We start from the raw sequence: 26,208 nt of genomic DNA, 5'->3' as shown, positions 1-26,208 counted from the left end.
CGTCCTCGTGTCAGTTGTCGTCGTCATCGGACGCGGGAGGGGCGTCCTCGGGTTCGGCGACGGCCACCCGCGCCGGGCGCAGCACCCTGTCACCCATCCGGTAACCGAGCTGCAGCACGTCGATGGCGGTCGGCTCGGTCACGTCGTCGGAGTAGCTGTGCATCAGCGCCTCGTGGACCGTCGGGTCGAACGGGTCGCCCTTCTGCCCGAAGGGGCTGAGCCCCAGCTTGGTGACCGCCGCTTCCAGGGACTCCGCCACCTTCGCGAAGCCCCCGGTCAGCTCACCGTGCTCGCGGGCTCTGCCGATGTCGTCGAGCACGGGCAACAGCTCCGTCAACGCCCCGGCGACCGCCTGCTCACGGACCACCACGCGGTCGCGTTCGACGCGCCTGCGGTAGTTGGTGTATTCCGCCTGGAGCCGCTGCAGGTCGGCGGTCCGCTCGGCGAGCTGGGCCGCCAGCTCGCCGTTCTGCGCCTCCGGCGCCTCGGCGGGCGCCTCCTGCTCGGCGGCCGGGGCGTCGCGCACCTGGCCCGTATCGGGATCGATCTTGCGGTTGTCGCGGATCACTGGCTCCTCGTGCCCGTTTTCACGCGGCGGCATCACTTGTCCTTCTTCGGCTGGTCTTCGTCGACGATCTCGGCTTCGACCACGTCGTCATCGGCCTTCTGGCCCTCCTGACCGGACGTGGCGTCCTGCGGGCCGCCCTCGCCGCCGGCCTGCTGACCCTGGCTCTGGGCGTAGATCGCCGAACCCATCTTCTGGCTGACGGTGGCGAGCGTCTCCGCCGAGGTGCGGATGACGTCGGTGTCGGTGCCCTCCAGAGCCTTCTTCAGCTCAGCCAGGGCGTCGTTGACCTCGGTCTTGACGTCGGCGGGAACCTTGTCGTCGTTCTCGCGGAGGAACTTCTCCGTCTGGTAGGCGAGCCCGTCGGCGTTGTTGCGGACCTCGGCCTCCTCGCGGCGCTTCTTGTCCTCCTCGGCGTACGACTCGGCCTCGCGCATCATCCGCTCGATGTCGTCCTTCGGCAGCGCGGAACCGCCGGTGATCGTCATCGTCTGCTCCTTGCCCGTTCCCAGGTCCTTGGCGGAGACGTTGACGATGCCGTTGGCGTCGATGTCGAAGGTGACCTCGATCTGTGGGATGCCGCGCGGCGCCGGCGCGATGCCGGTCAGCTCGAACGTGGCCAGCTTCTTGTTGTAGGACGCGATCTCGCGCTCGCCCTGGTAGACCTGGATCTGCACCGACGGCTGGTTGTCCTCGGCCGTGGTGAAGACCTCGGAGCGCTTGGTCGGGATCGTCGTGTTGCGCTCGATGATCTTCGTGAAGATGCCGCCCTTGGTCTCGATGCCCAGCGACAGCGGGGTCACGTCGAGCAGCAGGACGTCCTTGACCTCGCCCTTGAGCACACCCGCCTGCAGGGCGGCGCCGATGGCGACGACCTCGTCGGGGTTGACGCCCTTGTTGGGCTCCTTGCCGCCGGTCAGGTCCTTGACCAACTCGGAGACGGCGGGCATGCGGGTCGAGCCGCCGACGAGCACCACGTGGGCGATGTCGGCAACCTTGATGCCGGCGTCCTTGATGACCTGGTTGAACGGGCCCTTGGCGCGCTCGAGCAGGTCGGCCGTCAGCCGCTGGAACTCGGCGCGCGTCAGCTTCTCGTCGAGGTGCAGCGGGCCCTCGGCCGAAGCCGTGATGTAGGGCAGGTTGATGTTGGTCTCGGACTGGCTGGACAGCTCGATCTTGGCCTTCTCCGCCGCCTCGCGCAGGCGCTGCAGGGCCATTTTGTCCTTGGCCAGGTCGACGCCGTGGGCGTTCTGGAAGCGCTTGACGAGCTCGTCGACGACGCGCTGGTCCCAGTCGTCGCCACCGAGGTGGTTGTCACCGGAGGTGGCCTTGACCTCGACGAATCCGTGGCCGTCCTCCTGGCCGACGTCGAGCAGCGACACGTCGAAGGTGCCGCCACCGAGGTCGAAGACCAGGATGGTCTGGTCCTGCTCCTTGTCGAGCCCGTAGGCGAGGGCCGCGGCGGTCGGCTCGTTGATGATGCGGAGCACGTTGAGGCCCGCGATGGTGCCGGCCTCCTTGGTGGCCTGCCGCTGGGCGTCGTTGAAGTAGGCCGGGACGGTGATCACGGCGTCGGTGATCTTCTCGCCCAGATAGGCCTCGGCGTCCTGCTTGAGCTTCTGCAGGACGAAGGCGCTGATCTGCTGCGGCGAGAACTTCTTCCCGTCGATCTCCTGGGACCAGGTGGTGCCCATCTCCCGCTTGACCGACCGGATCGTCCGGTCCACGTTGGTGACCGCCTGGCGCTTGGCGACCTCGCCGACCAGGACCTCGCCGTTCTTCGCGAAGGCGACCACGGACGGCGTGGTCCGCGAGCCCTGCGCATTCGCGATGACGGTGGGCTCACCGCCCTCGAGGATCGAGACGACGGAGTTGGTCGTCCCAAGGTCGATACCTACCGCACGTGCCATGAGTGAGTCCTCGTAGTCAAAGTTGAGTCGGTCAGACTCAAGCTAACGGATGTGTGTCGTCTTTGGCAAACGACTTGAGCCTACCCGACTCAACCCTCGTGAGCGCCGAGACATTCCCGCAATAAAGGTCCACATCACGCGCAACGGCGCAGTGGGGTCAAGGGTTCCGCGCACAGCGAACCCCCGGCGTCGTGGGTGCGCTGCCGGGGGTTCGCGGGCTGGAAGGCGGTCGTTACGGCTTGGCGCCGTCCACGACCTTGCGCTTGCCGAGGGGCTTCTTCAGCTTGACCGTGGTGGTCTTCTCGATCGCGATCATGATGCAGGAGACGTTTCTGGCCTTGGGCGACGTGCCCTCGTACAGGGTGACCGTGACGCGCTTGGCCGTCTCCTTGACCTTGACGCGGTCCAGCACCGTGCAGGGCTCCACCCCCGACTGCCACGTCAGCTGAAGCTTCTTGCCCTTGGAGGTGGGCTTGGCCTTCGTCCAGCGGGCCTTGTGCACGTTGATGGCGTCGCCTGTCGGCTTGACCTGCTTGGGGGCCTTCGAGGGCGCCTGGCTGGGCGTGGTGCCGACCGGGTTGGACACGACGGGCGGCTTGTCCTGGCTGGGGGCGGAGGCACGCTCGGCAGGCTGGGCCGTGCCGCAACTCGTCGCCAGCATCAGACATCCGGCCAGAAGGGTCGCTGTCATTGTCCGCATACCCCTACGACGGATCCCGCCGGTCGCCGGTTCACCATAGTGTGGTCATGTGCTCCGTCAGGCATTGCTCGCTGTCTCCAAGAGCCGGCGCGCCGAGCGCGTCATCACCACGTCGCCGCTGACCGCGGACGTGGTCAGGCGCTATGTCGCCGACGACATCGGCGCCGCCGTCGACCGGCTGTCCCGCAAGGGCCTGCGCGTCTCCGCCGACCACCTCGGCGAGGAGGTGACCGGCCGCTCGCAGGTCGAGAACACCGTGACCGCCTACCTGTCGCTGCTCCGCATGCTGCCTCCGGGCGCCGACGTGTCGGTCAAACTGACGGCGCTCGGGCTGCGCCTGTCGGAGGAGCTCGCGTTCGACAACGCCGCGGCCATCTGCAGGGCCGCCGCGGCCAGGGACGTCACGGTGACGCTCGACGCGGAGGAGCACGACACGATCGCCAGGCTGCACGCCGTGCACGCCGCGCTGCGCAAGGACCACCCCGACGTGGGCGTGGTGGTGCAGGCCTACCTGCCCGACTCGCTCGACCGCTGCGAGCAGCTCGGCGACGCCAGGGTGCGGCTGTGCAAGGGCGCCTACACCGCTCCAGGCGCCTACACCTCGACCGCCGACATCGACCGCTCGTTCGTACGCTGCCTGAAGGTGTTGATGGCCGGCGCCGGCCATCCGATGGTCGCCACCCACGACCCCAGGATCGTACGCATCGCCTCGACGCTCGCCGTGCTCGACGGGCGCGACCCGACCGGCTTCGAATATCAGATGCTGTACGGCGTGCGCCCCGACGAGCAGACCCGTTTGGCGGCACTCGGCTTCACGGTGCGCGTCTACGTCCCCTACGGCGCCGACTGGTATCCCTACCTCATGCGCCGCCTGGCGGAGCGCCCCCGCAACCTGGCCTTCTTCCTGCGCTCCCTGCTGTCACGGGGCTAGCCCGCCGGTAAGCTGCATCAGCATCTATTCCTCGAGGGGCGGAAATGATCGCGATTCTGGGCACGGGCAAGATGGGCGAGGCGCTGCTGTCCGGGCTGCTGCGCGCCGGCTTCGAGCCCGGCGAGATCATGGCGACCACCCGCAGGCCCGAGCGGGCGCAGGCGCTGCGCGAGTCCTACGGCGTGCGCACCGTCCCCAACGTCGAGGCGGCCAAGGCGGCCGACACGCTGATCCTGGCCGTCAAACCCCAGGACATGGCCACGCTGCTGGCCGAGATCGCCCCCTGCGTGCCCGCCGACCGTCTGGTGATCACCGCCGCGGCCGGCATCACGACGTCGTTCGTGGAGCAGCGGCTCGGCGTCGAGGTGCCGGTGGTCCGGGTGATGTCCAACACGCCCATCAGGTTCGACGAGGCGATGAGCGTCATCTCGGCGGGCGCGCACGCGGGCGAGGAGCACCTCAGGCTCACCGAGGCGCTGCTCAGCCCCGTCGGCAAGGTGCTGCGCATCCCCGAGTCGCAGCAAGACGCCGCCACCGCGCTGTCCGGCAGCGGCCCCGCCTACTTCTTCTACCTCGTCGAGGCCATGGTCGACGCGGGCATCCTGCTCGGCATGCCGCGGGCGGCCGCGCTCGACATGGTCACCCAGTCGATCGTCGGCGCCGCCGTGATGTTGCGCGACTCGGGCGAGCACCCGGTGATCCTGCGCGAGGCCGTCACCTCTCCCGGCGGCACCACGATCGCGGCCATCGCCGAGCTGGAGCGCCACAGCGTGCGGGCCGCGTTCCTGGCCGCCATCGAGGCGGCCCGCGACCGCGGCCGCGAGCTCGCCTCCGGCTGACCGCTCACGCGTCGCGCCGCCGCAGCAACACGCCGCCGACGACCAGGGCCACGGCGATCCAGGCCATGTAGACGCCGAAGCCGCTCCACGGGCCGAGGTGATCGTTGCCGTGACCCGTCACGACGAGCATGCCCGCGTTCGTGGTGAAGTGCGCGGCCACGATGTCGCCCCACTGCCCGGGAAGCTGGTTCGTCATCGGGGGGACCACCAGGATCAGCGCGATGGCCGACACCACGGCGCCGGGCGTGTGCCGGATCAGCGTGCCGAGCCCGAGCCCGAACAGGCCGCACGCGGTCAGGTAGAGCGCCGAGCCCAGAGCGACCTGGACGGCGGCGCCCGCGTCGACCGACGGCGGCTGGGCGAGGGCCAGGCCGACGGCGAGCGCGCCGGCCGTCGCGACCGTGCAGACCACCATCGAGGTCACGGTGAACACCACGATCTTGCCGGTCAGCAGGCTGATGCGTGTCGGCACGGCCATGAGCGACGTGCGGATGGCCCCCGTACGGTACTCGCTGGAGATCACCAGGACACCGAGCGTGGCCATGGGCAGCGCCGCGATCATCACGCCGCCCATGCTCATCGCGATCGCCCGCGCCCCCTCGACCGGATCGTCGGCCGTGCCGTTGAGCAGGGCGGACATGCCCAGCAGCGCCAGCACCGCGATGGCCAGCGTCCACATCGTGGAGCGAACAGAGCGGATCTTGGTCCATTCGGACCGGAAAATGTCGATCATGAGGTGTACTCCAGGCTGTCCTTGGTCAGCTCCATGTACGCCGCCTCCAGCGACGGCTGCACGAACGTCAGCTCCTCCAGCGGGATCCCGGCCCGCGCGGTGAGCGTGCCGATCTCGACCGGGCTCATCGCGGTGACCCGGAGGTGGTCGTGGTGGAGTTCGCCCACCTTGATCAGCTCGGCGACCTCGGCCAGCCGCGGCGAGCGCACCCGTACGTACCCCTGCGAGCTGCGCCCGATGAACTCCCGCACGCTCGTGTCGGCGATCAGCGTGCCCTTGCCGATCACGATCAGGTGGTCGGCGGTCTGCGCCATTTCGCTCATCAGGTGGCTGGAGACGAACACCGTGCGGCCCTCGGCCGCCAGCCGCCGCATGAAGGTGCGGATCCACAGGATGCCGTCGGGGTCGAGTCCGTTGACCGGCTCGTCGAACAGCAGGATCTCCGGGTCGCCGAGCAGCGCGGCGGCGATGCCCAGGCGCTGCGACATGCCCAGGGAGAACCCGCCGATCCGGCGCCCCGCCACCTCGCGCAGGCCCACGGTCTCCAGCACCTCGTTCACGCGGCCGTTCGGGATGCCGTTGCTCTGGGCGATGGCCAGCAGGTGGTTGCGGGCGCTGCGCCCGCCGTGCACGGCCTTGGCGTCCAGCAGCGCGCCCACCTTGCGCAGCGGGTGTGTCAGCTCGGCGTACGGCAGCCCGTCCACGAGCGCCGAGCCGCCGGACGGCCGGTCGAGCCCCAGGATCATCCGCATGGTCGTGGACTTGCCGGCGCCGTTGGGGCCGAGGAAACCGGTCACCCTGCCGGGCTCGACGTCGAACGACAGGTCCGACACGGCGACCGTGTCGCCGTAGCGTTTGCTCAGGTTGGTTGCCCGTATCGCGGTCATGATCCCAGCGTGCCGTCGCCCGCGATCGTGCACCTCCTGCGCGGGAACCGATTCCCGCGCGGGCGTCTGGGAGCCTGGTCCTACTCTCCCGGGTGGACGAGCCCCGCCTCGTAGGCGACGATCACGGCCTGCGCCCGGTCCCTGACGCCGAGCTTGGCGAACAGGTTCGTCACATGGTTCTTGACGGTCGAGGGGGAGACCGACAGGGCCGTGGCGATCTCGGCGTTGGAGCGGCCGCGCGCGATCAGCACGAGGATCTCCCGTTCGCGTTCCGTCAGGCCGGCGACCTCGGCCGGCTCCCGCCGCGGCGGGCGGTCGTCGTCCCGGCCGTCGGCGGCGCGTACGAACGTGCCGATCAGCCTGGTGAGCAGGCGCGGCGCGACGGCGGACTCGCCGCGGTGCACCACGCGCACGCCGTCGATCAGCTCCTCGGGGGAGACGTCCTTGGGCAGGAACCCGCCGGCCCCCGCCCTGAGCGCCGCGAGCACGTTCTCGTCCAGGTCGAACGTGCTCAGCGCGAGCACCCGGACCTCCGGCAGCTCCAGGGTGATCAGCTCGGTCGCGCCGACCCCGTCGAGGCCCGGCATGTGCAGGTCCATCAGCACCACGTCGGGGCGCAGCCGCCGGCACAGGTCCACTGCCCGCTCACCGTCGCCGGCCTCGCCCACGACGCTCATGTCGGACTGGGCGTCGAGCATCAGCTTGAAGCCCATGCGTACCAGCTCGTGGTCGTCGGCCAGCAGCACTTTGATCACGGTGTCTCCAGGGGGATGCGGGCGTGCACGCGGAAGCCTCCTTGCGGCGCGCGGGGTCCCGTGGAGAGCCGGCCGCCGCACAACGCCACCCGTTCGGCCATGCCCCCGAGCCCGAACCCCGGCGTCTCGGACCCCTTGGCGCTGCCGTCGTCGAGCACCTCGACCTCCACGGCCTCCGGCTCGTACGTGAGCAGCACACTCGCCCGCGCGCCCGGTGCGTGCTTGCGCGTGTTGGTCAGCGCCTCCTGCACGATCCGGTAGACCGCGTGGTCCACGACGGCAGGGAGCGCTACGGGCTCGCCGGTCACGGTCAGGTGCGCGGGCAGCCCCGCCGACCTGGCCTCCTTGATCAGCGTGGGCAGCCGGTCGGCGCCCACCCCCGTGGCGGCGTCCGGTCCTTCGTGACCGTCGGCCCTGAGCACGTCGAGCAGGTGGCGCATCTCGGACATCGCCTGGCGGGCGGTCTGCTCGGCGCTCTCCAGGGCGTTCCTGGTGACCTCCTGCTCGGCCGGGAGCGTGGCCCTGGCGCCGCCGACCAGGGCGTTGATCACCGTGATGTGGTGGGCGACCACGTCGTGCAGCTCTCTGGCGATGCGCCGCCGCTCGGCGCTGACCGCGGCGTCGGCGGCTTCGCGCCGCCCGCGTTCCTGCAGCTCGCTCCTGAGCCGGACGATCTGCCCCATCCCGACGGGCACGCCGACGTTGAACAGGGCCACCACCCAGCCGCCGGTGACCTGGTCCAGCTCCAGCACCGTCGCGAAGGCGGCGAACGCCCCCGTGGCGGCGATCGCGGTCGTGCGGCCGGTGGTGTAGCGGCCCAGGCTGTAGTAGGCGATGAGAGCGGGGGCGTTGCTGGACGGGCTGACGTCCGCCGCCACGCCGGCCACGTCGATCGCGGCGACCAGCGCGGTGACCAGAACCGGCCGGTTGCGCCGCATGAGCAGGACCATGACGGCGGCCAGGTAGGGCAGTGCGCTCAGGACCTGCGTGGTGATCCCCATGAGGAGCATGACGGGGATCAGGAAAAGCCCTGGGGAGGCCAGCACGATCACCAGCGTCCGGTCGAAGACCTTGGGACGCCGGAAGAAGCGGATGAGCCGGAGTAAGGATCGCGCTGGGCGCACGATAAGACACTAAGTCACGATTCGGAGAGGTCGCGGGGAGATGTCCACCGGATGAACCCGGGCTACGACGCGGTGTCTGCGCTGCGGTAACGTCGGCGGCAGAGGGCGATCGCGGAGGGGTGGCATGAGCCGGTCGACACGAGTGATCTGGGACGACGCGCTCACCTCCTACGACTTCGGGCCCGGCCACCCGCTCGCCCCCGTGCGGGTGGAGCTGACCATGGCGCTCGCCCGCGAGCTGGGCGTGCTCGACAAGGTGGAGCCGGCCGGATGCGTGCCCGCCACCGACGACGAGCTGGCCATGGTCCACGAGCGCCGCTACATCGAGGCGGTCAGGCGCGTGTCCGCCGACGGCCGGCCCGACTTCGACGCCGGGCTCGGCACGACCGACAACCCCGCGTTCAAGGGCGTGCACGAGGCCTCCGCACTGATCGCCGGCGCCTCGCTGGCCGCCGCGCGCTCGGTCTGGGAGGGCTCGGCCGAGCACGCCGTCAACATCGCGGGCGGGCTGCATCACGCGATGCCCGCCATGGCCAGCGGGTTCTGCGTCTACAACGACCCGGCGCTGGCCATCGCGTGGCTGCTGCGCCAGGGCGCGAGCCGCATCGCGTACGTCGACGTGGACGTGCACCACGGCGACGGCGTGCAGGCGGCGTTCTACGACGACCCCAGGGTCCTGACGATCAGCCTGCACGAGAGCCCGCGCACGCTCTTCCCCGGCACCGGGTCCGCCGGCGAGACCGGCGCCGAGGGCACGGCCGTCAACGTGGCGCTGCCCGCCGGCTGCGGCGACCAGGGCTGGCTGCGGGCCTTCGACGCGGTGGTGCCGCCGCTGCTGCACGAGTTCGGGCCGCAGATCCTGGTGACGCAGCACGGCTGCGACAGCCACGCGCTCGACCCGCTGGCCAACCTGATGCTGAGTGTCGACGGCCAGCGCACCGCCTACGCCGCCCTGCACCGCCTGGCCCACGAGACGGCGGGCGGCCGGTGGATCGTGACGGGCGGCGGCGGTTACGAGCTGGTGCAGGTGGTGCCGCGGGCGTGGACGCATCTCATCGCGGAGGTGGCCGGCCATCCGATCGATCCGGCCACGCCGACGGGCGAGGAATGGCGCCGGTTCGTACGCGAGCGCACCGGTGAGACGGCCCCGCTGACCATGACAGACGGTCGTCATCCGGAATTCAACGACCTTTCCGGTGGTTATGACCCATCTGACCCCATTGACCGCGCGATCATGGCGACCAGGAACGCGGTCTTCCCCCTGCACGGGCTCGATCCCCTGCCCTGACGAGGAAGAAAGCAGTGCTGAGCCGCGACGAACTCCGAGAGCACCTTGTCCGCAGCCGCATCGCCGGCGATGTCGCGACCTCCCGCGAGAACAACCTCGACCACTACAGTTCCCTGGCCAACGGCGACCCTTACTACATGCTGGGGCTGACGTTCGACCAGCCGTGGTCCTACCGCGACATCCTGGCGCTGATGGCGAAGTCCGCCGGAGTGGTCTCCGACCCGTCGCACCGCTGGGGCCAGGACACCATCGACCCCGACCTGACGATCGACGCGCTCGACGCCATGGCCGAGCGCGTCGCCGCCGTGTTGTCGCGGCCCGACCCCGCCGTGTTGCTCGCCACCGGGCATCCGACCGGCCTGCTCGCCGTGCACCTGCCGCTGGCCAGGCTCTGCGTGGAGCGCGGCGCGCGGCTGCTGACCCCGGGTGAGGGCTGGACGTACACCGGGTCGGGGTTCGCCCGGCCGCGGCAGGTCCGCTACCTGCAGGGCGTCGCCATGCTCGACGACAAGGGCGGGTTCGTGCACACCCACGACGCCGACCCGATGCGCCACATGCTGGCCAAGCTGGACGGTGAGCTGCCCGACCTGGTTATCGCCGACCACGGCTGGGCAGGAGCGGCGGGAGAGGCAGGTGCGCCCACAGTGGGATTCGCCGACAGCAATGATCCGGGATTGTTCGTCGGTGAGGCTGAGGGGAAGATCGACGTCGTGGTGCCGCTTGACGACAATGTGCTACCGCGTTACTACGCTCCGTTGACCGAGCGGCTCGTCACTCTGATCACACGAGCCCTTCGCGTCTAATTCGGTCATCCCCATACCGTCTTTTCGCGCCTGCATTCCAAGAGGCTCGCCGTCCCTTTGCCAACTTTTGGCAGAGCTCCGGCGACTCTTATGTGTGGCAACTTGGACAGTTCCAACGTCCGGGTGAGGTGCTCGGCCCGGCGGCTGGCCAGCGACTTTGCTGGTTCGGCTGACAGGTGGCTCCGTCGACTGAGAAAATAGGGGGTTTGCGCACTCGGAGTCCCGACTTACGCTGACGGCAGTACACGTGCGTGAGCAATGGCACCAGTGGGGATAACCCGAAGACACGTGCGGAAGAGGCGTCCGATGGGTGCAGGCGAAAGACCTCTCAGTGAGGTGAAGTTCCTGACCGTTGCTGAAGTGGCGACGGTCATGAGGGTGTCCAAGATGACGGTGTACCGGCTTGTCCACTCTGGCGAGCTGCCGGCCATCAGAGTCGGCCGCTCGTTCAGGGTGCCTGAGCAGGCGGTACACGACTATCTGCGGGAGGCCTACATCGAGGCAGGTTAGCGTAGCGACGTGGACGACCACGCGGACGACCACGTCGTGAGTGCTGTCGCGGGAGAGGCCCGGTCGCCTGAGACGCGACCGGGTGCTCACCCCCCAATGGGCGATCTACCGCCGATCGCCGGTAGTCTGTGAGCCGGTGTGCGCTCGCACTCCGTTCAGACTTAGTCACGACCTGGGGGTCCCGTGGGCTCTGTGATCAAGAAGCGCCGTAAGCGGATGGCGAAGAAGAAGCACCGCAAGCTGCTCAAGAAGACGCGCATCCAGCGGCGCAACAAGAAGTAATCCCGACGCAGCTGCGAGGCGCTGATGACCCACACCGTGCTCGTCACCGGGGTCTCGCGCCACATAGGCGCCCGGGTGGCCAGCGTTCTGTCTGCCGACCCGGACATCAGCCGCGTCATCGGAGTGGACACCGTGCCGCCCCCCTCGCTCACGCGAGACGGCGGCATCTCGCTCGGACGTACGGAGTTCGTCCGGGTGGATCTGCGCAGCCCCGACATCGCCCAGGTGATCGCGGCCGCGGACATCGGCACCGTTGTGCACATGAGCCTCGTCAGCGCTCCGTCGAAGAGCGGCGGCAGGGCCGCCATGAAAGAGCACAACGTCATCGGCACCATGCAACTGCTCGGTGCCTGCCAGCGGTCGGCGACCGTGCGGCGCGTGGTGGTCCGCTCCACCACCGCCGTCTACGGCTCGTCGCCGCGCGATCCCGCGGTGTTCACCGAGGACCTGGAGCCGCACGACGGCCCCAGTCACGGCTATGCCAAAGACGCGGTCGAGGTCGAGGGCTACGTGCGGGGTTTCGCGCGGCGCCGTCCTGACGTGACGGTGTCGTTGCTGCGCTTCGCCAACTTCATGGGTCCCGGCGTCGACTCGCCGTTGACGCGCTATTTCACCCAGCCGGTGTTGCCGACCGTGCTCGGCTTCGACCCCCGGCTGCAGTTCGTCCACGAGGACGACGCGGTCGAGGTGCTGAGGCGGATGGCGACCGAGGATCACCCCGGCACGTACAACGTGGCCGGGGTGGGCGTGTTGCTGCTGTCGCAGTGCGCCAGAAGGGCGGGGCGGCCCTCGTTGCCGCTTCCCGCGCCCGCCTTCAAGACGCTGGGCAGCGCCGCGCGCGGGATCGGGCTGGTCGAATACTCGCCCGAGCAGCTCAGGCTCATGAGCCACGGCCGGGCGGTCGACACCTCCCGGCTGGCGAACGAGCTGGGGTGGCGGCCCAAGTTCACGACCGCGGCGGCCTTCGACGACTTCCTGCGCTCGCGCCGGCTGCACCCGGTCGGAGGTGTGCGGCATTGAGCGTTCCCGACGAGGACGCCCGCGTCATCCCCATCAGCGCGGCGCCGTCCTACACCGACGAGCCCGAGCCCCTGGCCAAGCTGCTGGCGTTCCTGCGCAGGCGCATCACGGGCGACTACGAGGTAGACGAGTTCGGCTACGACGCCGAGCTGACGGACAAGGTCGTCCTTGAGCTGATCAGGCCCCTCTATCACCACTGGTTCAGGGTCGAGACGGCAGATCTGAAGAACATCCCCGAGGAGGGCGGCGCGCTCGTCGTCGCCAACCATTCCGGCACGCTGCCGGTCGACGCGCTGATGTTGCAGGTCGCCCTGCACGACGAGGCGGGCAGGGCGCTGCGGCTGCTCGGCGCCGACCTGGTCTACCAGCTGCCGCTGCTCAGCCATCTGTCCCGCAAGACCGGCCACACGCTGGCCTGCCGCGAGGACGCCGACCGGCTGCTGCGCAAGGGCGAGCTCGTCGGCGTGTTCCCCGAGGGGTTCAAAGGCGTCGGCAAGCCGTTCTCCGAACGTTACAAACTGCAGCGCTTCGGGCGCGGTGGCTTCGTGGCCTCGGCCATCCGCGCCGGGGTGCCCATCGTGCCCACCGCGATCGTCGGGGCCGAGGAGATCTATCCCAAGCTCGGCGACCTGAAGTTCCTGGCCCGGCTGCTCGGCCTCCCCTATCTGCCGATCACGCCGTTCTTCCCGATGCTCGGGCCGCTCGGCCTGGTGCCGCTGCCGTCGAAGTGGATGATCGAGTTCGGTGAGCCGATCCGCACCGACGACTACGACCCGTCGGCCGCCGACGACCCCATGCTGGTGTTCAACCTCACCGACCACGTACGCGAGGTCATCCAGCAGCTGCTCAACGAGCTGCGGCTGCGGCGCGGGCCGGCTTTTCCGGTCCTCTTCTAGTCCCCCGGCGTTGCGCCTCCCGCCGTCGCGCGGCGGGGCGGGGTGGAACCCTGCGAGCGGGTTGTGGCAAGACACCCGTGACCGATCTCCCACAGAAGGCGGAGATGATCACGCGACCCTCCGTCAGGGGAGCGGATTCGGAGCTTGTGAGCGCCTCGTGGGCCGACCCCGAAGCCTTCGCCGAGCTGTTCGGCATCCTCACCCAGCTCATCTCCCGGCACCACCGCACGGAGGCGGCCCGCTACCGGGCGCTCCGGCGCGCCCCCGTCGACCCCGAGGTCGGAGGCGGACAAGGTGTTCAGGTCGCTGCGGTAGCCCCGCGACGGGCGGGCGCGTCAGCTCGCGGCGGGGTGTCGTGGTGGGGACCTCAGCCCTGCGCGCGGTAGTGCTTGCGCAGGGCGATGCCCGCGGCGACGCCGCCCGCCACGGCCCCCACGCCGGCGGCGATGGGCAGCGCCGTCAGCGTGGCCTTGCGGCCGGTCCTGAAGTCCCTGATGGGCCAGTCGTGTTTCTTGGCGTATTCACGCAGCTCGCTGTCGGGGTTGATCGCCACGGCGTGCCCGACCAGCGACAACATCGGCAGGTCGTTGGCCGAGTCGCTGTAGGCCGTGCACTCGGTCAGATCGAGCCCTTCCCTGCGGGCCAGCGCCCTGACCGCCTCGGCCTTGGCCGGGCCGTGGAGCAGGTCGCCGACCAGCCGGCCGGTGTAGACGCCGTTGCTGGACTCGGCGACCGTGCCGAGCGCGCCCGTCAGCCCGAGCCGCTGGGCGATGACCCTGGCCAGCTCGACGGGGGTGGCGGTGACCAGCCAGACCCGCTGGCCCGCGTCGAGGTGGCTCTGCGCGAGCGCCCGCGTGCCGCCCCAGATGCGGTCGGCCATGACCTCGTCGTAGATCTCCTCGCCGAGGCGTACGACGTCGTCGACCTTGGCGCCGGCGACGAACGCGAGCGCGGTCTCCCTGGCCACCGCGATGTGCTCGGGGTTCTCGTTGCCGCGCAGCCGGAACACCGCCTGCCCGACCGCGAACTTGAACAGGTCGGACGTGGTGAACAGGCCCCGGGTGGCCAGGCCGCGCGCGAAATGGTAGATCGAGGCGCCGCGCATCATCGTGTTGTCGACGTCGAAGAAGGCAGCCGACTGGAGGTCGGGCTCGACCGGCGCGACGGTGACCGCCGCCTGTGCCGCGGCCTCGCCCGCGGCCTGGGGCTCCGTTTCGTGTCGTCGTCGCAATAGCCGCCACATGCGCTTCAGCTTATCGACCTACCCGGGGGCGACCAGACCTTCGATGTAGTCGAGGTAGCCCTCGGCCTGGGCCAGCTGGTCGCGCCTGAGCTGCCGCAACATGGGACCGACGACCTCCTTCTGGTGGCGGGCGAATTTTTTGATCTTCGGGGAGCGCGGCTCGGCCCGCCGCAGCCTGGTGATGCCGGCGCGCGTGGACTCCTCCATGTCCTTCAGCGTCTTGCCGACCAGCGGGCCGCCGTTGGAGGAGCCGAGCAGGCTGGCGACCTCTTCCGCGCGGGTCTTGGCCGAGCGGAGCTCGCGTTCGGCGCGTGCGGCGTCGTTGGTGCTGAGCCCAACGAGAGCGCTCTCAGCGGCACGCTTCAGCGGGTAGAGGGAGTCACCGGGCACCGCCTGGTAGGTGGCGAAGGACGCGGCCATCATGGCCGCCGACAGCCCGAACGCGGTCAGCCGGGACAGCAGCGGCCGCCGGCGCGGGGGACGGCGGTGCGCGGGCCTGAGGCGTACCGGCTCGTCGGGCAGGAGTTCGGCGGAGACGCGCCCGCTGACCAGGTCGGCGCGCAGCCGCTCGCGGAAGACAGGATCGGGGGCGCCGCCGAGCGGCAGCCTGTGCAGCTCCGTGAGATGTTCGAGCACGCGCTCCCGCCGCTCGCGTGCCCTGCTCATGTCGGCTCCCTTACGGATCCTGCTGTGACATCTGCCTAACGAGGTGCCGATGGTGGAGGTTACGCCAGGTCGTGTTTGAGTGATCTGGCCAGCGCCCGGACGGCCCTGAACTGCAGCGCTTTGATGGCCCCGCTCTTCTTCCCCATGATCAGAGCGGTCTCCGCGAGCGACAGCCCGTGCAGGAAGCGCAGGACCACGCACTCTTGCTGTTCGGGGTTGAGCTCGCGTACGGCGCGCAGCACCCGGTCGTTGATGATGGCCGTGACCACGGCGTTCTCCGGGATGTGCGAGCCGTCGAGCGGGACGTCGATCACCTCGCCCGTCGGCACCTCCAGCCGGTAGCGGCCGGACTTGAAGTGGTCGGTCACCAGGTTCCGCGCGATGGTCACGAGCCAGGCGCCGAAGTCGCGGCCCTGCCAGGTGAAGTCGGCGATCCTGCGCAGCGCGCGCAGGAAGGTCTCGCTGGTCAGGTCCTCGGCGAGGGGGTGTGAGCCCACCCGGAAATAGATGTAGCGGTAGACGAGATCCACGTAGCGGTCGTAGAGCGTGCCAAAGGACTCCGTGCACCCGTTCTTGGCATGAAGCACCAGCGTACGTATGTCTTCGGGCACTTCTTCGCGCACGGCGAGCTCGCCCGTCGAGGCAGGCGCGGCGCCCACTGGCGCAAGCAGCCCGGTGAACGGCGACGAGTCAGGCATCCGGTATCCCTAGGGGTAAGGGGTGCGGCTGCTCGAACACTCTAGAAATCAACCGGAAATTCCACAATCCACAGCATGCTGGCATGACTAGGCGTAATCGGAAGATACCGTGTTAGCGCGAACCCCCGCCGCCTGTGGCGCGCACCTCGCCGCCCTCGGCCCACGAAGGTGGCCCGAGCAGGCACGTTTCGTCTACGGCTACCGGCTGGGAGGCATAGTCCGGCAGCATTGGAGTCACCATGGAGATCCTCGTTGCTGTCATAGCCCTTGCCGGTGCGCTTCTGGCCGCGATCGCGGCGGGCGCCCTGATCCAACGCCTGCGCGAAGAGCCGGACGGCTGGCTGATCGCCTGGACCGTCGCGGTGGCGGCGCTCGCGTTGTCCCTGGGCATGATCGCCATCGGCTCCTTCTTCGGGTTCGGCAGCGTCACGTTCCGGATCTACCAGGTGACCGGATCGTTGCTGGCCCCGCTCTGGCTGTCGGTCGGCCTGGTGCAGCTGCTGGTCGAGAAGGTGCCGCCGAGGTTCCTCGCGTGGTTGTTCGGCATCGCGCTCACCGTCGTCTCCGTCGCGATCATGATGTTCGACCCGCTCCGGGTCGAGCAGATGGGCAAGGCGCTGCCGGCGGCCGCGGACGTCTGGGCGATCATCCCCGGCTACCTGCTGACCGGCGTGCACATCATCGACGCGCTGGTCATGGTGGCGATGCTCGTGGTGGCCGGACTCAAGTGGCGCGAGGGCGACGAGTACGACACCGACAACCTGCACGCTTCGGCGGTCATCGTCCCGTCGGCGCTGGCCCTCGTGGGCGCGATGCGGTTCCCGGTGCCCCCGGTGTTCACCACGGCGCTGCTCGCCGTCGCCGCGGCCGCCGTCTGGTACACCGTGCTGCGGCCTCTGGCGCCGTACGAAGACGATGAGGACGATTTCGGCCCGGAGCACGACGAGCGCCCGCCGCGCGCTGACGATCGCTCTCAGCGCCGTGAGGAGCGGGCGCAGCACCGCGAGCAGCGGGCCGCGCCGCCGGTCGCGCCCGGTGAGCGGCCGATGTTCCGCGACGAGCAGCCCGCCCCCCGGGGCAGGCCGGAGGGCGTGCCCGCGGCCGAGCCGCCGCGCAGGGCGTCGGGGCTGGGCGACCTGGTGGCCGAATATCGTGCCGGCGACCAGGAGGTCGACTACGCCGCCCGGATGGCGCCGCCGCCCGATGACGGCCCCTCGACCGGCTACATCATGAACGGCGGCGCATCACCCGCGGGCGCGCCGCCCCAGCGGCCCGACTTCGCCATGCCGGGCACGGGCTCGGTCTTCCCCGGCGCCGACGTGTTCACCCCGGCGCAGCAGCAACAGGGCGGCGGCAGGCCCTCGCCCAACATCTACGGCCTGCTCACCGTCTTCACGATCATGGACGGCGCGGGTGACGCGTTCGACCGGCTGGCCGAGGCCACCGTCGAGGCCGTACGCCGCGGCGAGCCCGACACGCTCGTCTACGCCTGCCACGCGGTCAAGTCGGCGCCGCTGCAGCGCATCGTCTACGAGCTCTACAGGGACGAGGTCGCCTACCGCGACCACCAGCGCCAGCCGCACGTCGAGAGGTTCATCAACGAGCGTCAGACGATGGTGCTGGCCACCAACGTCATCGAGCTCAACGTCAACGCCGCCAAGGTGGTGCCGCTGCCGACGGTGATGTTCTAGGCGCTCAGGGCGGCGCGCAGCCGGGCCTCGTCGACCCGCCAGAAATCGTGCTGCACGCCGTCGATCAGGGTGACCGGGATCATCTCCCAGTATTTCTCCCTGAGCTCCTCGGAGGAGTCGATGCTGACCTCCTCCCACGGCACGCCGAGCTCGCCGGCCACTCTGGCGATGACCTCGCGCGCGTCGTCACACAGGTGACAGCCGGGCTTGCCGAGCAACGTGATGCGATGCATGAGGCCAACGCTATGCGAGACGTCCGCCACTTCGTGCCCGCGACTTTGTGCATCGGTTCACAAAGGGATTAACCTGAAAGACGGTTCGATTCCGTTCACCGCGGTCCCCAAGCCGCCTGTTCCCTGGAGCTCCGGCCCGTGAAGAGCCCGTCCCAACCCCGTGACCGCGGCATACCCGAGGCGACGGTCGCCAGGCTTCCGTTGTACCTGCGGGCGCTGCACGGGATGGCCGAGCGGGGCATCGCGACCGTCAGCTCCGAGGATCTGGCCGGTGCCGCCGGGGTCAACTCCGCCAAGCTCCGCAAGGATTTGTCACATCTCGGTTCGTACGGCACACGTGGCGTAGGCTATGAAGTCGAATACCTCGTCTACCAGATCTCGCGCGAGCTCGGCCTGACGCAAGACTGGGCGGTCGCCATCGTGGGGGTCGGCAACCTCGGGCGTGCGCTGGCCAACTACGGCGGCTTCGTCTCCAGGGGTTTCCGGGTCGCGGCGCTCCTCGACGCCGACCCCGAAGTCGTGGGCGACACCATCGCGGGATTGAATGTGGAGCACATCGACGAACTGGAAGCCGTGATCGCCCGGCGTGGAGTTTCCATCGTGGTTCTGGCGACGCCGGCGGCGGCGGCGCAGAAGGTGTGTGATCGCGTGATTGCCGTGGGAGTGACCAGCATCCTGAACTTCGCCCCAGTTGTGCTTTCGGTCCCAGATGGCGTCGATGTCCGTAAGGTCGACCTATCAATCGAACTGCAGATTCTCGCGTTCCACGAGCAACGCAAGGCTGGGGGGCCACTCATGGCGGTGGACGGTCAATGAGTGTTCTGGCAATCGGACTCAGCCACCGGACCGCGCCGGTGGCCCTGCTCGAGCGTGTCTCGGTGACGGGTGACGCGCTCGCCAAGCTCCTGCACGACGTGCAGGACGACCCCTGCGTGGCGGAGGCCATGGTCGTCTCGACCTGCAACCGGGTCGAGGTCTACGTCACGGTCGACCGCTTCCACGCCGCCGTCACCGCCGTCAGCCAATTGCTGGGCGTGCACTCGGGCGTCCCCGTCGAGGAGCTCACGCCCCACCTCTACGTGCACTACGAGGAGCGGGCCGTCGAGCACCTGTTCTCCATGGTGTGCGGCCTCGACTCCATGGCCGTCGGCGAGGGCCAGATCCTCGGCCAGGTCCGCCGCTCGCTCCAGCTCGCCCAGCGCCGCGGCACCGTCGGCGCCACCCTCAACGAGCTGGTCCAGCAGGCGCTGCGGGTCGGCAAGCGGGCCCACCACGAGACCGGCATCGACCAGGCGGGCTCCTCCCTCGTCACCGCGGGCCTCGCGCTCGCCGGCGACGTCGCCGGGCGGCGGGCGCTGGTGGTCGGCGCGGGCTCCATGAGCTCGCTGGCCGCCACCACGCTGGCGAAGGCCGGGGTCACCGACATCGTCGTGGCCAACCGCACGTACGAACGCGGCGCCCGGCTGGCCGAGACCGTCGGCGGCCGGGCGGTCGAGTTCTCCGCCGTGGCCGGCGAACTGGCCGGCGCCGACCTCGTCATCACCTGCACCGGCGCCGGCCGGCACGTCATCACGCCCGGCATGCTGACCCGGCCGGTCTTCCTGCTCGACCTGGCGCTGCCGCACGACATCGACCCCGCCGTACGCTCCGTGCCCGGCGTCACGCTGGTCGACCTGGAGACGATCCAGGACTCCGGCATCGGCGCGCGCGAGGGCGACGCCGTCGAGGCCGTACGCGCCCTCGTCGCCGAGGAACTGCGCGCCTACCTCGACGCCGAGCGGGCCTCCAGGGTCACGCCGACCGTGGTGGCGCTGCGCAGCAAGGCGGCCGGCGTCGTCGAGTCGGAGCTCGGCCGTCTCCTCATGCGGGTTCCCGACCTCGACGAGCGGGCGCGCGACGAGGTGGCCATGACCGTGCAGCGGGTCGTCGACAAGCTGCTCCACGAGCCGACCGTGCGTGTCAAACGGCTCGCGACCTGCCCGGGGGGCGATCATTATGCCGAAGCGCTGCGTGAACTGTTCGACCTGGATCCGACGATGCCCGAGGCCGTGAGGGAGGTGGAGCTGTGACACCGCTGCCGTCCACCCTTCGGCTGGGCACCCGCCGCAGCCTGATGGCGACCACGCAGTCCCAGATGGTCGCCGACGCCTACGCCGAGCGCACCGGCCGCTCGATCGAGCTGGTCGGCATCACGACGTTCGGCGACGTGACCAGGGCGCACCTCGCGCAACTCGGCGGCACGGGCGTGTTCGTCAGCGCGCTGCGTGACAAGTTGTCCGACGACGAGGTCGACTTCGCCGTGCACTCGCTGAAGGACCTGCCCACCACGCAGGACCCGCGCTTCACGCTGGCCGCGCTGCCGGCCCGCCACGACCACCGCGACGCGCTGGTCGGGCCGCGCAAGTTCGCCGACCTCGCCCCGGGAGCCAGGGTCGGCACCGGTTCCCCGCGCCGGGTCGCCATGCTGAGCGCGCTGCGGCCCGACCTCGAATACGTCCCGATCCGCGGCAACGCGGACACGCGCATCGGCAAGGTCACCTCCGGCGAGCTCGACGCCGTCGTCCTCGCCTCGGCCGGGCTGCACAGGCTCGGCCGCGACGCGGAGATCGCCCAGATCTTCGAGGTCGAGGAGCTGCTGCCCGCACCCGGGCAGGGCGCGCTGGCGGTGGAGTGCCGCGCCGACCGCGCCGACCTGGTCGAATTCCTCGGCGTGCTCGACGACCCGCGCACCCGCTCCGCGGTGACCGCCGAGCGCGCGGTGCTGAACGCTCTCGACGCCGGGTGCTCCGCACCGGTGGGTGCGTTCGCCGCCGATGACGGGCACACTCTGAACCTGACCGCAGTGGTCGTCTCGATCGACGGCCGCGAGGCGGTCCGCAAGTCCGCCGCCGGCTCTCCTTCGGAGGCTGCTAACCTGGGCCGTCTCCTGGCGGCCGAGATGATCTCCGAAGGGGCCGACAGATTGATGGGGGAGCAGTCCCATTGAGCTCCGATAGTCCAACCTCCGGTCTCGTCGCTTTCGTGGGCGCGGGACCCGGTGATCCCAAGCTGCTCACGCTGCGCGCCGCCGAGCTGCTCGGCAAGGCCGGTGTGGTGGTGCTCGACACGGAAACGCACGGGCCGCTGCTGCGGCACTGCCGCGAAGGCGTCGAGGTCGTCGAGGGCGACCTCCAGTCCGCCGTCAAACGCGCCGCGCGGGGGGAGGTCGTGGTCCGCCTCTGCGAGGGCGACCCGACGCTGTTCTCCTCGATCACCGAGGAGGTCGCGGCCTGCGCCGCGGCGGGGGTGGACTTCGAGATCGTGCCCGGCGTGCCGCCCGCGACCGCCGTGCTCGACTACGCGGGCATCCCCGCGGCCGCCGAGGTGCCGGAGTTCCGGGTGGTCGACGCGGCACAGGAGCAGGACTGGGCCGTCCACGCCGCCTGCCGCGGCACCCTGGTGATCTACCACGGCATCGGCGACGCCGTGGCCATCGGCAAGGCGCTGATCGCCGGCGGCAAGCCCGACACCACGCCCGTCGCGGTCACCAGCGGCGGCACCACCACCGAGCAGTACACCGTGGTGTCCTCGCTCGGCCGGCTCCAGGCCGACCTCAAGCACGCAGGCTTCACCGAGCCGGCCCTCATCGTGGTGGGCGACGCCGTGGAGTCGCGCGACAAGCTGTCGTGGTTCGAGACCAAGCCGCTGTTCGGGTGGCGGGTGCTGGTTCCGCGTACGAAGGAGCAGTCCCGCAGCCTGTCGGAGCAGCTCGTCTCCTACGGCGCGGTGCCCGAGGAGGTGCCGACCATCTCGGTCGAGCCGCCGCGCACCCCGCAGCAGATGGACCGCGCCATCAAGGGCCTGGTCACCGGCCGCTACGAATGGGTGGCCTTCACCAGCGCCAACGCGGTCAAGGCCGTGCGCGAGAAGTTCGAGGAATACGGCCTCGACGCGCGCGCGTTCGCCGGGCTCAAGGTGGCCGCGGTGGGTGACGCGACCGCGCGCGCCCTGGTCGAGTTCGGGGTCAGGCCCGACCTGCTGCCGTCGGGCGAGCAGTCGTCCGAGGGGCTGGTGGCCGAGTGGCCGCCCTACGACTCGATGCTCGACCCGATCAACCGCGTGCTGCTGCCGCGCGCCGACATCTCCACCGACACGCTCGTGGCCGGGCTCACCGAGCTGGGCTGGGAGTGCGACGACGTCACCGCCTACCGCACGGTGCGGGCCGCGCCGCCGCCCGCGCCCATCAGGGAGGCCATCAAGGGCGGCGGCTTCGACGCCGTGCTCTTCACGTCGTCGTCCACCGTGCGCAACCTCGTCGGCATCGCGGGCAAGCCGCACAACGTCACCGTGATCGCGGTCATCGGGCCGCAGACGGCCAAGACGGCCGAGGAGTTCGGGCTCCGCGTCGACGTCATGGCCGGCAAGGCGTCCGTGTCGGCTCTGGCCACGGCGCTGGCCGAGTTCGGAGCCAAGCAGCGCCAGGCGGCCGTGGCCGCGGGCGACACCCCGCGCAGGCCCTCGCAGAACCGCCGGGGCGCCAGGAGGAGAGGCAGATGAGCGCACGATTCCCCGTCGCACGTCCCCGCCGGCTGCGCAGCGGCCCCGCCCTGCGGCGCATGGTGGCCGGCACGCGGCTGCACCCCGCCGACCTGATCCTGCCCGCGTTCGTCAAGGAGGGCCTGAGCGAGCCGCAGCCCGTGGCCTCGATGCCGGGCGTGATGCAGCACACCCGCGACTCGCTGCGCAAGGCCGCCCACGAGGCCGCGCAGGCCGGGGTGGGCGGGCTGATCCTGTTCGGCATCCCGGCCGTCAAGGACGCGCGCGGTTCGGCCGCCGACGACCCCGACGGCATCCTGCAGGTCGCGCTGCGCGACGTGACCGCCGAGGTCGGCGACTCCGTCGTGGTGATGGCCGACACGTGCCTCGACGAGTTCACCGACCACGGGCACTGCGGCATCCTGACTTCCTCGGGTGACGTGGACAACGACGCCACGCTGGAGCGCTACGCCTCGATCGCGGTCGCCCAGGCGGCGGCCGGATCGCAGATGGTGGCCCCGAGCGGGATGATGGACGGTCAGGTGGGGGCGATCCGGGCGGCGCTCGACGGCGCCGGCCACGGCAACGTCCCGATCCTGGCCTACACCGCCAAATACGCCTCCGCCTTCTTCGGGCCGTTCCGCGACGCCGCCGAGTGCGCGCCGCAGTTCGGTGACCGCAGCACCCACCAGCAGGACCCTGCGGGCCCGCTTGAGGAGGCGCTGCGCGAGCTCCGCCTCGACCTCGCCGAGGGCGCCGACGCGGTCATGGTGAAGCCGGCGATGGCCTACCTCGACGTCATCGCCCGCTTCCGCGACGAGGCCGACGTGCCCGTGGCCGCCTACCAGGTGAGCGGCGAATACGCCATGATCGAGGCCGCCGCCGCCAACGGCTGGGTCGACCGCGACCGGACGATCATGGAGTCGCTGGTCGCGATCAGGCGTGCGGGGGCCGACCTCATCCTCACCTACTGGGCCACCGAGGTGGCGCGGCGTCTTTAACCGAGGGGTTCCCGTCAACCCTTGAGGCGCGTGCGTTAGAGTGCGAGCAGACGAGAAAGCTGTTGCACGGCAGTCGCCACGGCCTCGACCAGGCGCGCTGATGAGCAGGTTCTCGTCAGGCAACCAAGTGCCGGTGTGTCCCGCGTGTGCGTACGGCCCGGAGCCGGGACCTCCTCAGGCGCTGGATTCGACGGGAGACACCATGGTGGGGGTACCACTGGCTCGGCGTACCAGAAAACGGTCGCGTCCGACTCGCATCGAGCTCGTGCTCGACTACGCCGCGATGGGCTGGCCCGCGGTCCCGGGGGCCTTCCCGCTGCGCCAGGGGCCGCGCGCGTGCTCGTGTGACCGCCTCGGCTGTCCCGACCCCGGCGCCCATCCGCTCTCGCCTGCCTGGCACCTGCAGGCCACGACCGATCCGGCGCAGCTCACGCGCTGGTGGCAGGCCGAGCCGGAAGCCAACGTGATCCTGCCCACCGGTCGCGTGTTCGACGTCTTCGACGTGCCGCTCGCGATCGGGCTCTCCGCCCTCACCCGCATCGACAACGCCGGCGCGCACTCAGGCCCGGTCGCCGCGAAAGGCGACCGGGTCTTGTTCTACGTGGCCACGCGGGGCAACCCCGAGGACGAGGACGAATGGTGGTCGTGCCACCTCGACTGCGACCCGGCCACGATCGAGGACACGCCTGGGCTGCGCTGGCACTGCCGTGACAGCTACGTCGTCGCGCCGCCGTCCACGCTTCCCACCGGGCAGCCGGTCTCCTGGCTGCGGTCTCCCGACGGCCTGCCCCTGCCCGACCCGCTGCGCATCCTGGAGTGGCTGGCCGACTGAGGCACACCGCGCCGGCCGTGTGGTGATCCCGCCGGCCCGGGGTCGTCCCGCGACGAGGGGCGCGCGGGCCCGCGGATAACCTGGGTCGGTGAGCCGTACACAGAACTCCGAGGACCTGTTCGCCCGCGCCCGCCGGCTCGTGCCAGGGGGCGTCAACTCTCCGGTGCGCGCGTTCGGCGCGGTCGGCGGCACGCCCCGCTTCATGGCCTCGGCGCAGGGCCCCTACATCACCGACGTCGACGGCAACCGCTACGTCGACCTGGTCTGTTCGTGGGGCCCGATGATCCTCGGCCACCGTCATCCCGCCGTCGTCGAGGCCGTGTCCGAGGCGGCCGCCCGCGGCTTCTCCTACGGCACCGCCACGCCCGGCGAGGTCGAGCTGGCCGAGGAGATCGCCCGCAGGGTGGCGCCCGTCGAGAAGGTGCGCCTGGTCAGCTCCGGCACCGAGGCGACGATGAGCGCCGTACGGCTGGCGCGCGGTTTCACCGGGCGGTCCAAGGTGATCAAGTTCGCCGGCTGCTACCACGGGCACGTCGACGCGCTGCTGGCCGCGGCGGGGTCGGGGGTGGCGACGTTCGGGCTGCCGGACACGCCGGGCGTGACGGGGGCGGCGGCGGCCGACACGATCGTGGTGCCGTACAACTCGGTCGAGGCCGTCGAGCAGGCGTTCGCCGCCGGCGACGTCGCCTGCGTGATCACCGAGGCGTGCCCGGCGAACATGGGGGTGGTCCCGCCGCGCGACGGCTTCAACGCGCGGCTGCGCGAGCTGTGCACGGCCCACGGCGCGCTGCTCGTCGTCGACGAGGTGCTGACGGGCTTCAGGGTGTCGCGCTCCGGCTGGTACGGCCTCGACCCGGTCGACGCCGACCTGATGTCGTTCGGCAAGGTCATGGGCGGCGGGCTGCCGGCGGCGGCGTTCGGCGGCCGGGCCGACGTCATGGGCCACCTGGCGCCCGAGGGTCCCGTCTACCAGGCGGGCACGCTGTCCGGCAATCCGCTGGCCTGCGCGGCCGGGCTGGCCACGCTCAGGGCGCTCGACGACGACGTCTACGCGCGTGTGGACGCGGCGGCGTCGCAGGTGGGCGACGCGGCCTCTGAGGCGCTCGCGGCGGCGGGGGTGCCGCACCGGCTGCAGCGGGCGGGCAACCTGTTCTCCGTCTTCTTCACGGAGGCGGAGGTCACGAGCTTCGCCGAGGCCAGGACCCAGGACACCGCCGCGTTCACGGCGTTCTTCCACGCGATGCTGGAGCAGGGCGTCTATCTGCCGCCGTCGGCGTACGAAGCGTGGTTCCTGTCCGCCTCGCACGACGACGAGGCGCTCGGCCGGGTCGCCGACGCGCTGCCCAAGGCGGCGAAGGCGGCCGCGGCCGCCGCTTCCTAGGCGGGCCGCCGGGTCAGGGTCTGGGGGATGTCCCGGGGGCTGCGGGGCCTGCTGCCGGCGTAGAGCACGCCGGCGATGATGAGCGCCGCCGCCAGCAGCGTGGGCCACGACAGCGGCTCGCCCGCCACCAGCGCCGCCGACGACAGGCCGAACACGGGCACGAGCAGCGCGTACGGCCCCACGGTCGAGGCGTTGTAGCGGCGCAGCAGCCATCCCCAGGCGCCGAAGCCGCCCAGCGTCGACAGGAACGCCACGTACGCGAGGGACAACCACCCTTCGAGCGGCGCGTCCAGCGACGGAGCCCCCTCCAGCACCAGGGACATGAGCAGGAGCGGGGGCGCCGACAGGGCGCTGACCCAGACCATGAAACGCAGCGAGTCGGGTGGCGCGGCCCGGCGCTGGACGATGATGCCGACGCTCCAGGCCGCCGCGGCGGCCACGCACAGCGCGAACGCGCCGATCGGACCCGACACGCCGAAGTCGACGGCGACCAGGGTCAGGCCGCAGAAGGCGACGGCCAGCCCCGCGACGCGGCGCGCGGTGAGCCGCTCACCGAGCAGTACGGCGGCGAACAGCACGGTGAACAGCGCCTGTGTCTGCAGGACGAGAGAGCTCAGCCCGGCCGGCATGCCGGCTCGCATGCCCACGAGCAGCAGGCCGAACTGGCCCACGCCGATCGCCCCCGCCACCCCGGCGACCCAGCGC

At 70.6% G+C, this 26,208-nt stretch carries 29 protein-coding genes; 17 read left to right on the top strand and 12 right to left on the bottom strand.

Annotation, left to right across the window (positions count from 1 at the left end):
* Positions 1–10 precede the first annotated feature (10 nt).
* The 3 genes from grpE to E1295_RS31190 all read right to left on the bottom strand — a co-directional run bounded on the left by grpE (position 11) and on the right by E1295_RS31190 (position 3,136).
* On the bottom strand, positions 11–601 hold the full coding sequence (gene grpE / locus E1295_RS31200; RefSeq protein ID WP_132635738.1) for a nucleotide exchange factor GrpE: 591 nt from the start codon (positions 599–601) through the stop codon (positions 11–13).
* Positions 601–2,475, bottom strand: a complete 1,875-nt coding sequence (gene dnaK / locus E1295_RS31195) for a molecular chaperone DnaK (protein WP_132635735.1) — start codon at positions 2,473–2,475, stop codon at positions 601–603. Before dnaK ends, grpE begins: the two co-directional genes overlap by 1 nt.
* A gap of 232 nt (positions 2,476–2,707) precedes the next feature.
* Positions 2,708–3,136 carry a hypothetical protein gene (locus E1295_RS31190; RefSeq protein ID WP_246080558.1) on the bottom strand — a complete coding sequence of 143 codons (429 nt, stop codon included), beginning with the start codon at positions 3,134–3,136 and terminating at the stop codon, positions 2,708–2,710.
* An 88-nt stretch (positions 3,137–3,224) separates the two neighbouring features.
* On the opposite strand from E1295_RS31190, the gene E1295_RS31185 reads away from it, so the two are divergent.
* Entirely contained in the window at positions 3,225–4,106 is an 882-nt protein-coding gene (locus E1295_RS31185) for a proline dehydrogenase family protein (protein WP_132635732.1), read from the top strand.
* A gap of 44 nt (positions 4,107–4,150) precedes the next feature.
* Complete coding sequence (gene proC, locus E1295_RS31180; protein ID WP_132635729.1) at positions 4,151–4,945, top strand: pyrroline-5-carboxylate reductase; 795 nt, start codon at positions 4,151–4,153, stop codon at positions 4,943–4,945.
* Between the two features lie 4 nt (positions 4,946–4,949).
* On the opposite strand, the gene E1295_RS31175 is transcribed toward proC, so the two are convergent.
* The 4 genes from E1295_RS31175 to E1295_RS31160 all read right to left on the bottom strand — a co-directional run bounded on the left by E1295_RS31175 (position 4,950) and on the right by E1295_RS31160 (position 8,444).
* Positions 4,950–5,678 (bottom strand): ABC transporter permease, encoded by a 729-nt coding sequence (locus E1295_RS31175; protein WP_132635726.1) that lies wholly within the window; start codon positions 5,676–5,678, stop codon positions 4,950–4,952.
* Positions 5,675–6,565 (bottom strand): ABC transporter ATP-binding protein, encoded by an 891-nt coding sequence (locus E1295_RS31170; RefSeq protein ID WP_132635723.1) that lies wholly within the window; start codon positions 6,563–6,565, stop codon positions 5,675–5,677. Before E1295_RS31170 ends, E1295_RS31175 begins: the two co-directional genes overlap by 4 nt.
* Before the next feature lie 80 nt (positions 6,566–6,645).
* Positions 6,646–7,320: a response regulator gene (locus tag E1295_RS31165; RefSeq protein ID WP_132635720.1), complete on the bottom strand. Its 675-nt coding sequence runs from the start codon at positions 7,318–7,320 to the stop codon at positions 6,646–6,648.
* Positions 7,317–8,444, bottom strand: coding sequence for a sensor histidine kinase (locus E1295_RS31160; RefSeq protein WP_132635717.1), 1,128 nt, complete (start codon positions 8,442–8,444; stop codon positions 7,317–7,319). Before E1295_RS31160 ends, E1295_RS31165 begins: the two co-directional genes overlap by 4 nt.
* 124 nt (positions 8,445–8,568) lie before the next feature.
* On the opposite strand from E1295_RS31160, the gene E1295_RS31155 reads away from it, so the two are divergent.
* From E1295_RS31155 to E1295_RS51230, 7 genes are all read left to right on the top strand, one after another.
* Entirely contained in the window at positions 8,569–9,732 is a 1,164-nt protein-coding gene (locus E1295_RS31155; RefSeq protein WP_181958068.1) for an acetoin utilization protein AcuC, read from the top strand.
* A 14-nt stretch (positions 9,733–9,746) separates the two neighbouring features.
* The gene (locus E1295_RS31150; protein ID WP_132635714.1) at positions 9,747–10,535 is read left to right on the top strand and encodes a phosphatase; all 789 of its coding nucleotides are present in this window, start codon (positions 9,747–9,749) and stop codon (positions 10,533–10,535) included.
* Positions 10,536–10,841: 306 nt separating this feature from the next.
* Entirely contained in the window at positions 10,842–11,045 is a 204-nt protein-coding gene (locus E1295_RS31145) for a helix-turn-helix domain-containing protein (RefSeq protein ID WP_026214222.1), read from the top strand.
* Between the two features lie 183 nt (positions 11,046–11,228).
* Positions 11,229–11,327 carry a 30S ribosomal protein bS22 gene (locus E1295_RS31140; protein WP_018654693.1) on the top strand — a complete coding sequence of 33 codons (99 nt, stop codon included), beginning with the start codon at positions 11,229–11,231 and terminating at the stop codon, positions 11,325–11,327.
* Between the two features lie 24 nt (positions 11,328–11,351).
* Entirely contained in the window at positions 11,352–12,347 is a 996-nt protein-coding gene (locus tag E1295_RS31135) for an NAD-dependent epimerase/dehydratase family protein (RefSeq protein WP_132635711.1), read from the top strand.
* The gene (locus E1295_RS31130) at positions 12,344–13,243 is read left to right on the top strand and encodes a lysophospholipid acyltransferase family protein (RefSeq protein WP_132635708.1); all 900 of its coding nucleotides are present in this window, start codon (positions 12,344–12,346) and stop codon (positions 13,241–13,243) included. The genes E1295_RS31135 and E1295_RS31130 overlap by 4 nt, the downstream gene beginning before the upstream one ends.
* Before the next feature lie 146 nt (positions 13,244–13,389).
* On the top strand, positions 13,390–13,629 hold the full coding sequence (locus E1295_RS51230; RefSeq protein WP_246080556.1) for a hypothetical protein: 240 nt from the start codon (positions 13,390–13,392) through the stop codon (positions 13,627–13,629).
* On the opposite strand, the gene E1295_RS31120 is transcribed toward E1295_RS51230, so the two are convergent.
* The 3 genes from E1295_RS31120 to E1295_RS31110 are packed head-to-tail and all read right to left on the bottom strand — an operon-like array spanning position 13,611 to position 15,850.
* Entirely contained in the window at positions 13,611–14,486 is an 876-nt protein-coding gene (locus tag E1295_RS31120) for an HAD family hydrolase (protein WP_132635705.1), read from the bottom strand. The genes E1295_RS51230 and E1295_RS31120 overlap by 19 nt on opposite strands.
* Positions 14,487–14,504: 18 nt before the next feature.
* Positions 14,505–15,152, bottom strand: coding sequence for a DUF5667 domain-containing protein (locus tag E1295_RS31115; protein WP_132635702.1), 648 nt, complete (start codon positions 15,150–15,152; stop codon positions 14,505–14,507).
* Positions 15,153–15,211: 59 nt separating this feature from the next.
* Complete coding sequence (locus E1295_RS31110; protein ID WP_132635699.1) at positions 15,212–15,850, bottom strand: sigma-70 family RNA polymerase sigma factor; 639 nt, start codon at positions 15,848–15,850, stop codon at positions 15,212–15,214.
* Positions 15,851–16,089: 239 nt separating this feature from the next.
* On the opposite strand from E1295_RS31110, the gene E1295_RS31105 reads away from it, so the two are divergent.
* Positions 16,090–17,541, top strand: coding sequence for a putative quinol monooxygenase (locus E1295_RS31105; protein ID WP_132635696.1), 1,452 nt, complete (start codon positions 16,090–16,092; stop codon positions 17,539–17,541).
* On the opposite strand, the gene E1295_RS31100 is transcribed toward E1295_RS31105, so the two are convergent.
* Complete coding sequence (locus tag E1295_RS31100) at positions 17,538–17,774, bottom strand: glutaredoxin family protein (RefSeq protein ID WP_132509314.1); 237 nt, start codon at positions 17,772–17,774, stop codon at positions 17,538–17,540. The genes E1295_RS31105 and E1295_RS31100 overlap by 4 nt on opposite strands.
* Before the next feature lie 138 nt (positions 17,775–17,912).
* Between E1295_RS31100 and E1295_RS31095 the strand changes: the two genes are divergently transcribed.
* The 7 genes from E1295_RS31095 to hemL all read left to right on the top strand — a co-directional run bounded on the left by E1295_RS31095 (position 17,913) and on the right by hemL (position 25,503).
* Positions 17,913–18,590 carry a redox-sensing transcriptional repressor Rex gene (locus tag E1295_RS31095; protein WP_132635693.1) on the top strand — a complete coding sequence of 226 codons (678 nt, stop codon included), beginning with the start codon at positions 17,913–17,915 and terminating at the stop codon, positions 18,588–18,590.
* Entirely contained in the window at positions 18,587–19,843 is a 1,257-nt protein-coding gene (locus E1295_RS31090) for a glutamyl-tRNA reductase (RefSeq protein WP_132635690.1), read from the top strand. Before E1295_RS31095 ends, E1295_RS31090 begins: the two co-directional genes overlap by 4 nt.
* The gene (gene hemC, locus E1295_RS31085; protein WP_132635687.1) at positions 19,840–20,760 is read left to right on the top strand and encodes a hydroxymethylbilane synthase; all 921 of its coding nucleotides are present in this window, start codon (positions 19,840–19,842) and stop codon (positions 20,758–20,760) included. Before E1295_RS31090 ends, hemC begins: the two co-directional genes overlap by 4 nt.
* A 35-nt stretch (positions 20,761–20,795) precedes the next feature.
* The gene (locus E1295_RS31080; RefSeq protein ID WP_181958067.1) at positions 20,796–22,310 is read left to right on the top strand and encodes a bifunctional uroporphyrinogen-III C-methyltransferase/uroporphyrinogen-III synthase; all 1,515 of its coding nucleotides are present in this window, start codon (positions 20,796–20,798) and stop codon (positions 22,308–22,310) included.
* Positions 22,307–23,290, top strand: coding sequence for a porphobilinogen synthase (gene hemB / locus E1295_RS31075; protein ID WP_132635681.1), 984 nt, complete (start codon positions 22,307–22,309; stop codon positions 23,288–23,290). Before E1295_RS31080 ends, hemB begins: the two co-directional genes overlap by 4 nt.
* A 202-nt stretch (positions 23,291–23,492) precedes the next feature.
* Positions 23,493–24,122 carry a bifunctional DNA primase/polymerase gene (locus tag E1295_RS31070; RefSeq protein WP_132635678.1) on the top strand — a complete coding sequence of 210 codons (630 nt, stop codon included), beginning with the start codon at positions 23,493–23,495 and terminating at the stop codon, positions 24,120–24,122.
* A gap of 88 nt (positions 24,123–24,210) precedes the next feature.
* Positions 24,211–25,503 carry a glutamate-1-semialdehyde 2,1-aminomutase gene (gene hemL, locus E1295_RS31065; RefSeq protein WP_132635675.1) on the top strand — a complete coding sequence of 431 codons (1,293 nt, stop codon included), beginning with the start codon at positions 24,211–24,213 and terminating at the stop codon, positions 25,501–25,503.
* Here the strand turns inward: hemL and E1295_RS31060 are convergent.
* On the bottom strand, positions 25,500–26,208 hold a 709-nt coding region (locus E1295_RS31060), incomplete at its 5' end, for an EamA family transporter (protein WP_132635672.1). The two genes, hemL and E1295_RS31060, sit on opposite strands and share 4 nt — an antisense overlap.

This window comes from Nonomuraea mesophila (assembly GCF_004352805.1).
Classification (GTDB): domain Bacteria; phylum Actinomycetota; class Actinomycetes; order Streptosporangiales; family Streptosporangiaceae; genus Nonomuraea; species Nonomuraea longispora.
This window is presented reverse-complemented; position numbering and strand designations above follow the sequence as displayed.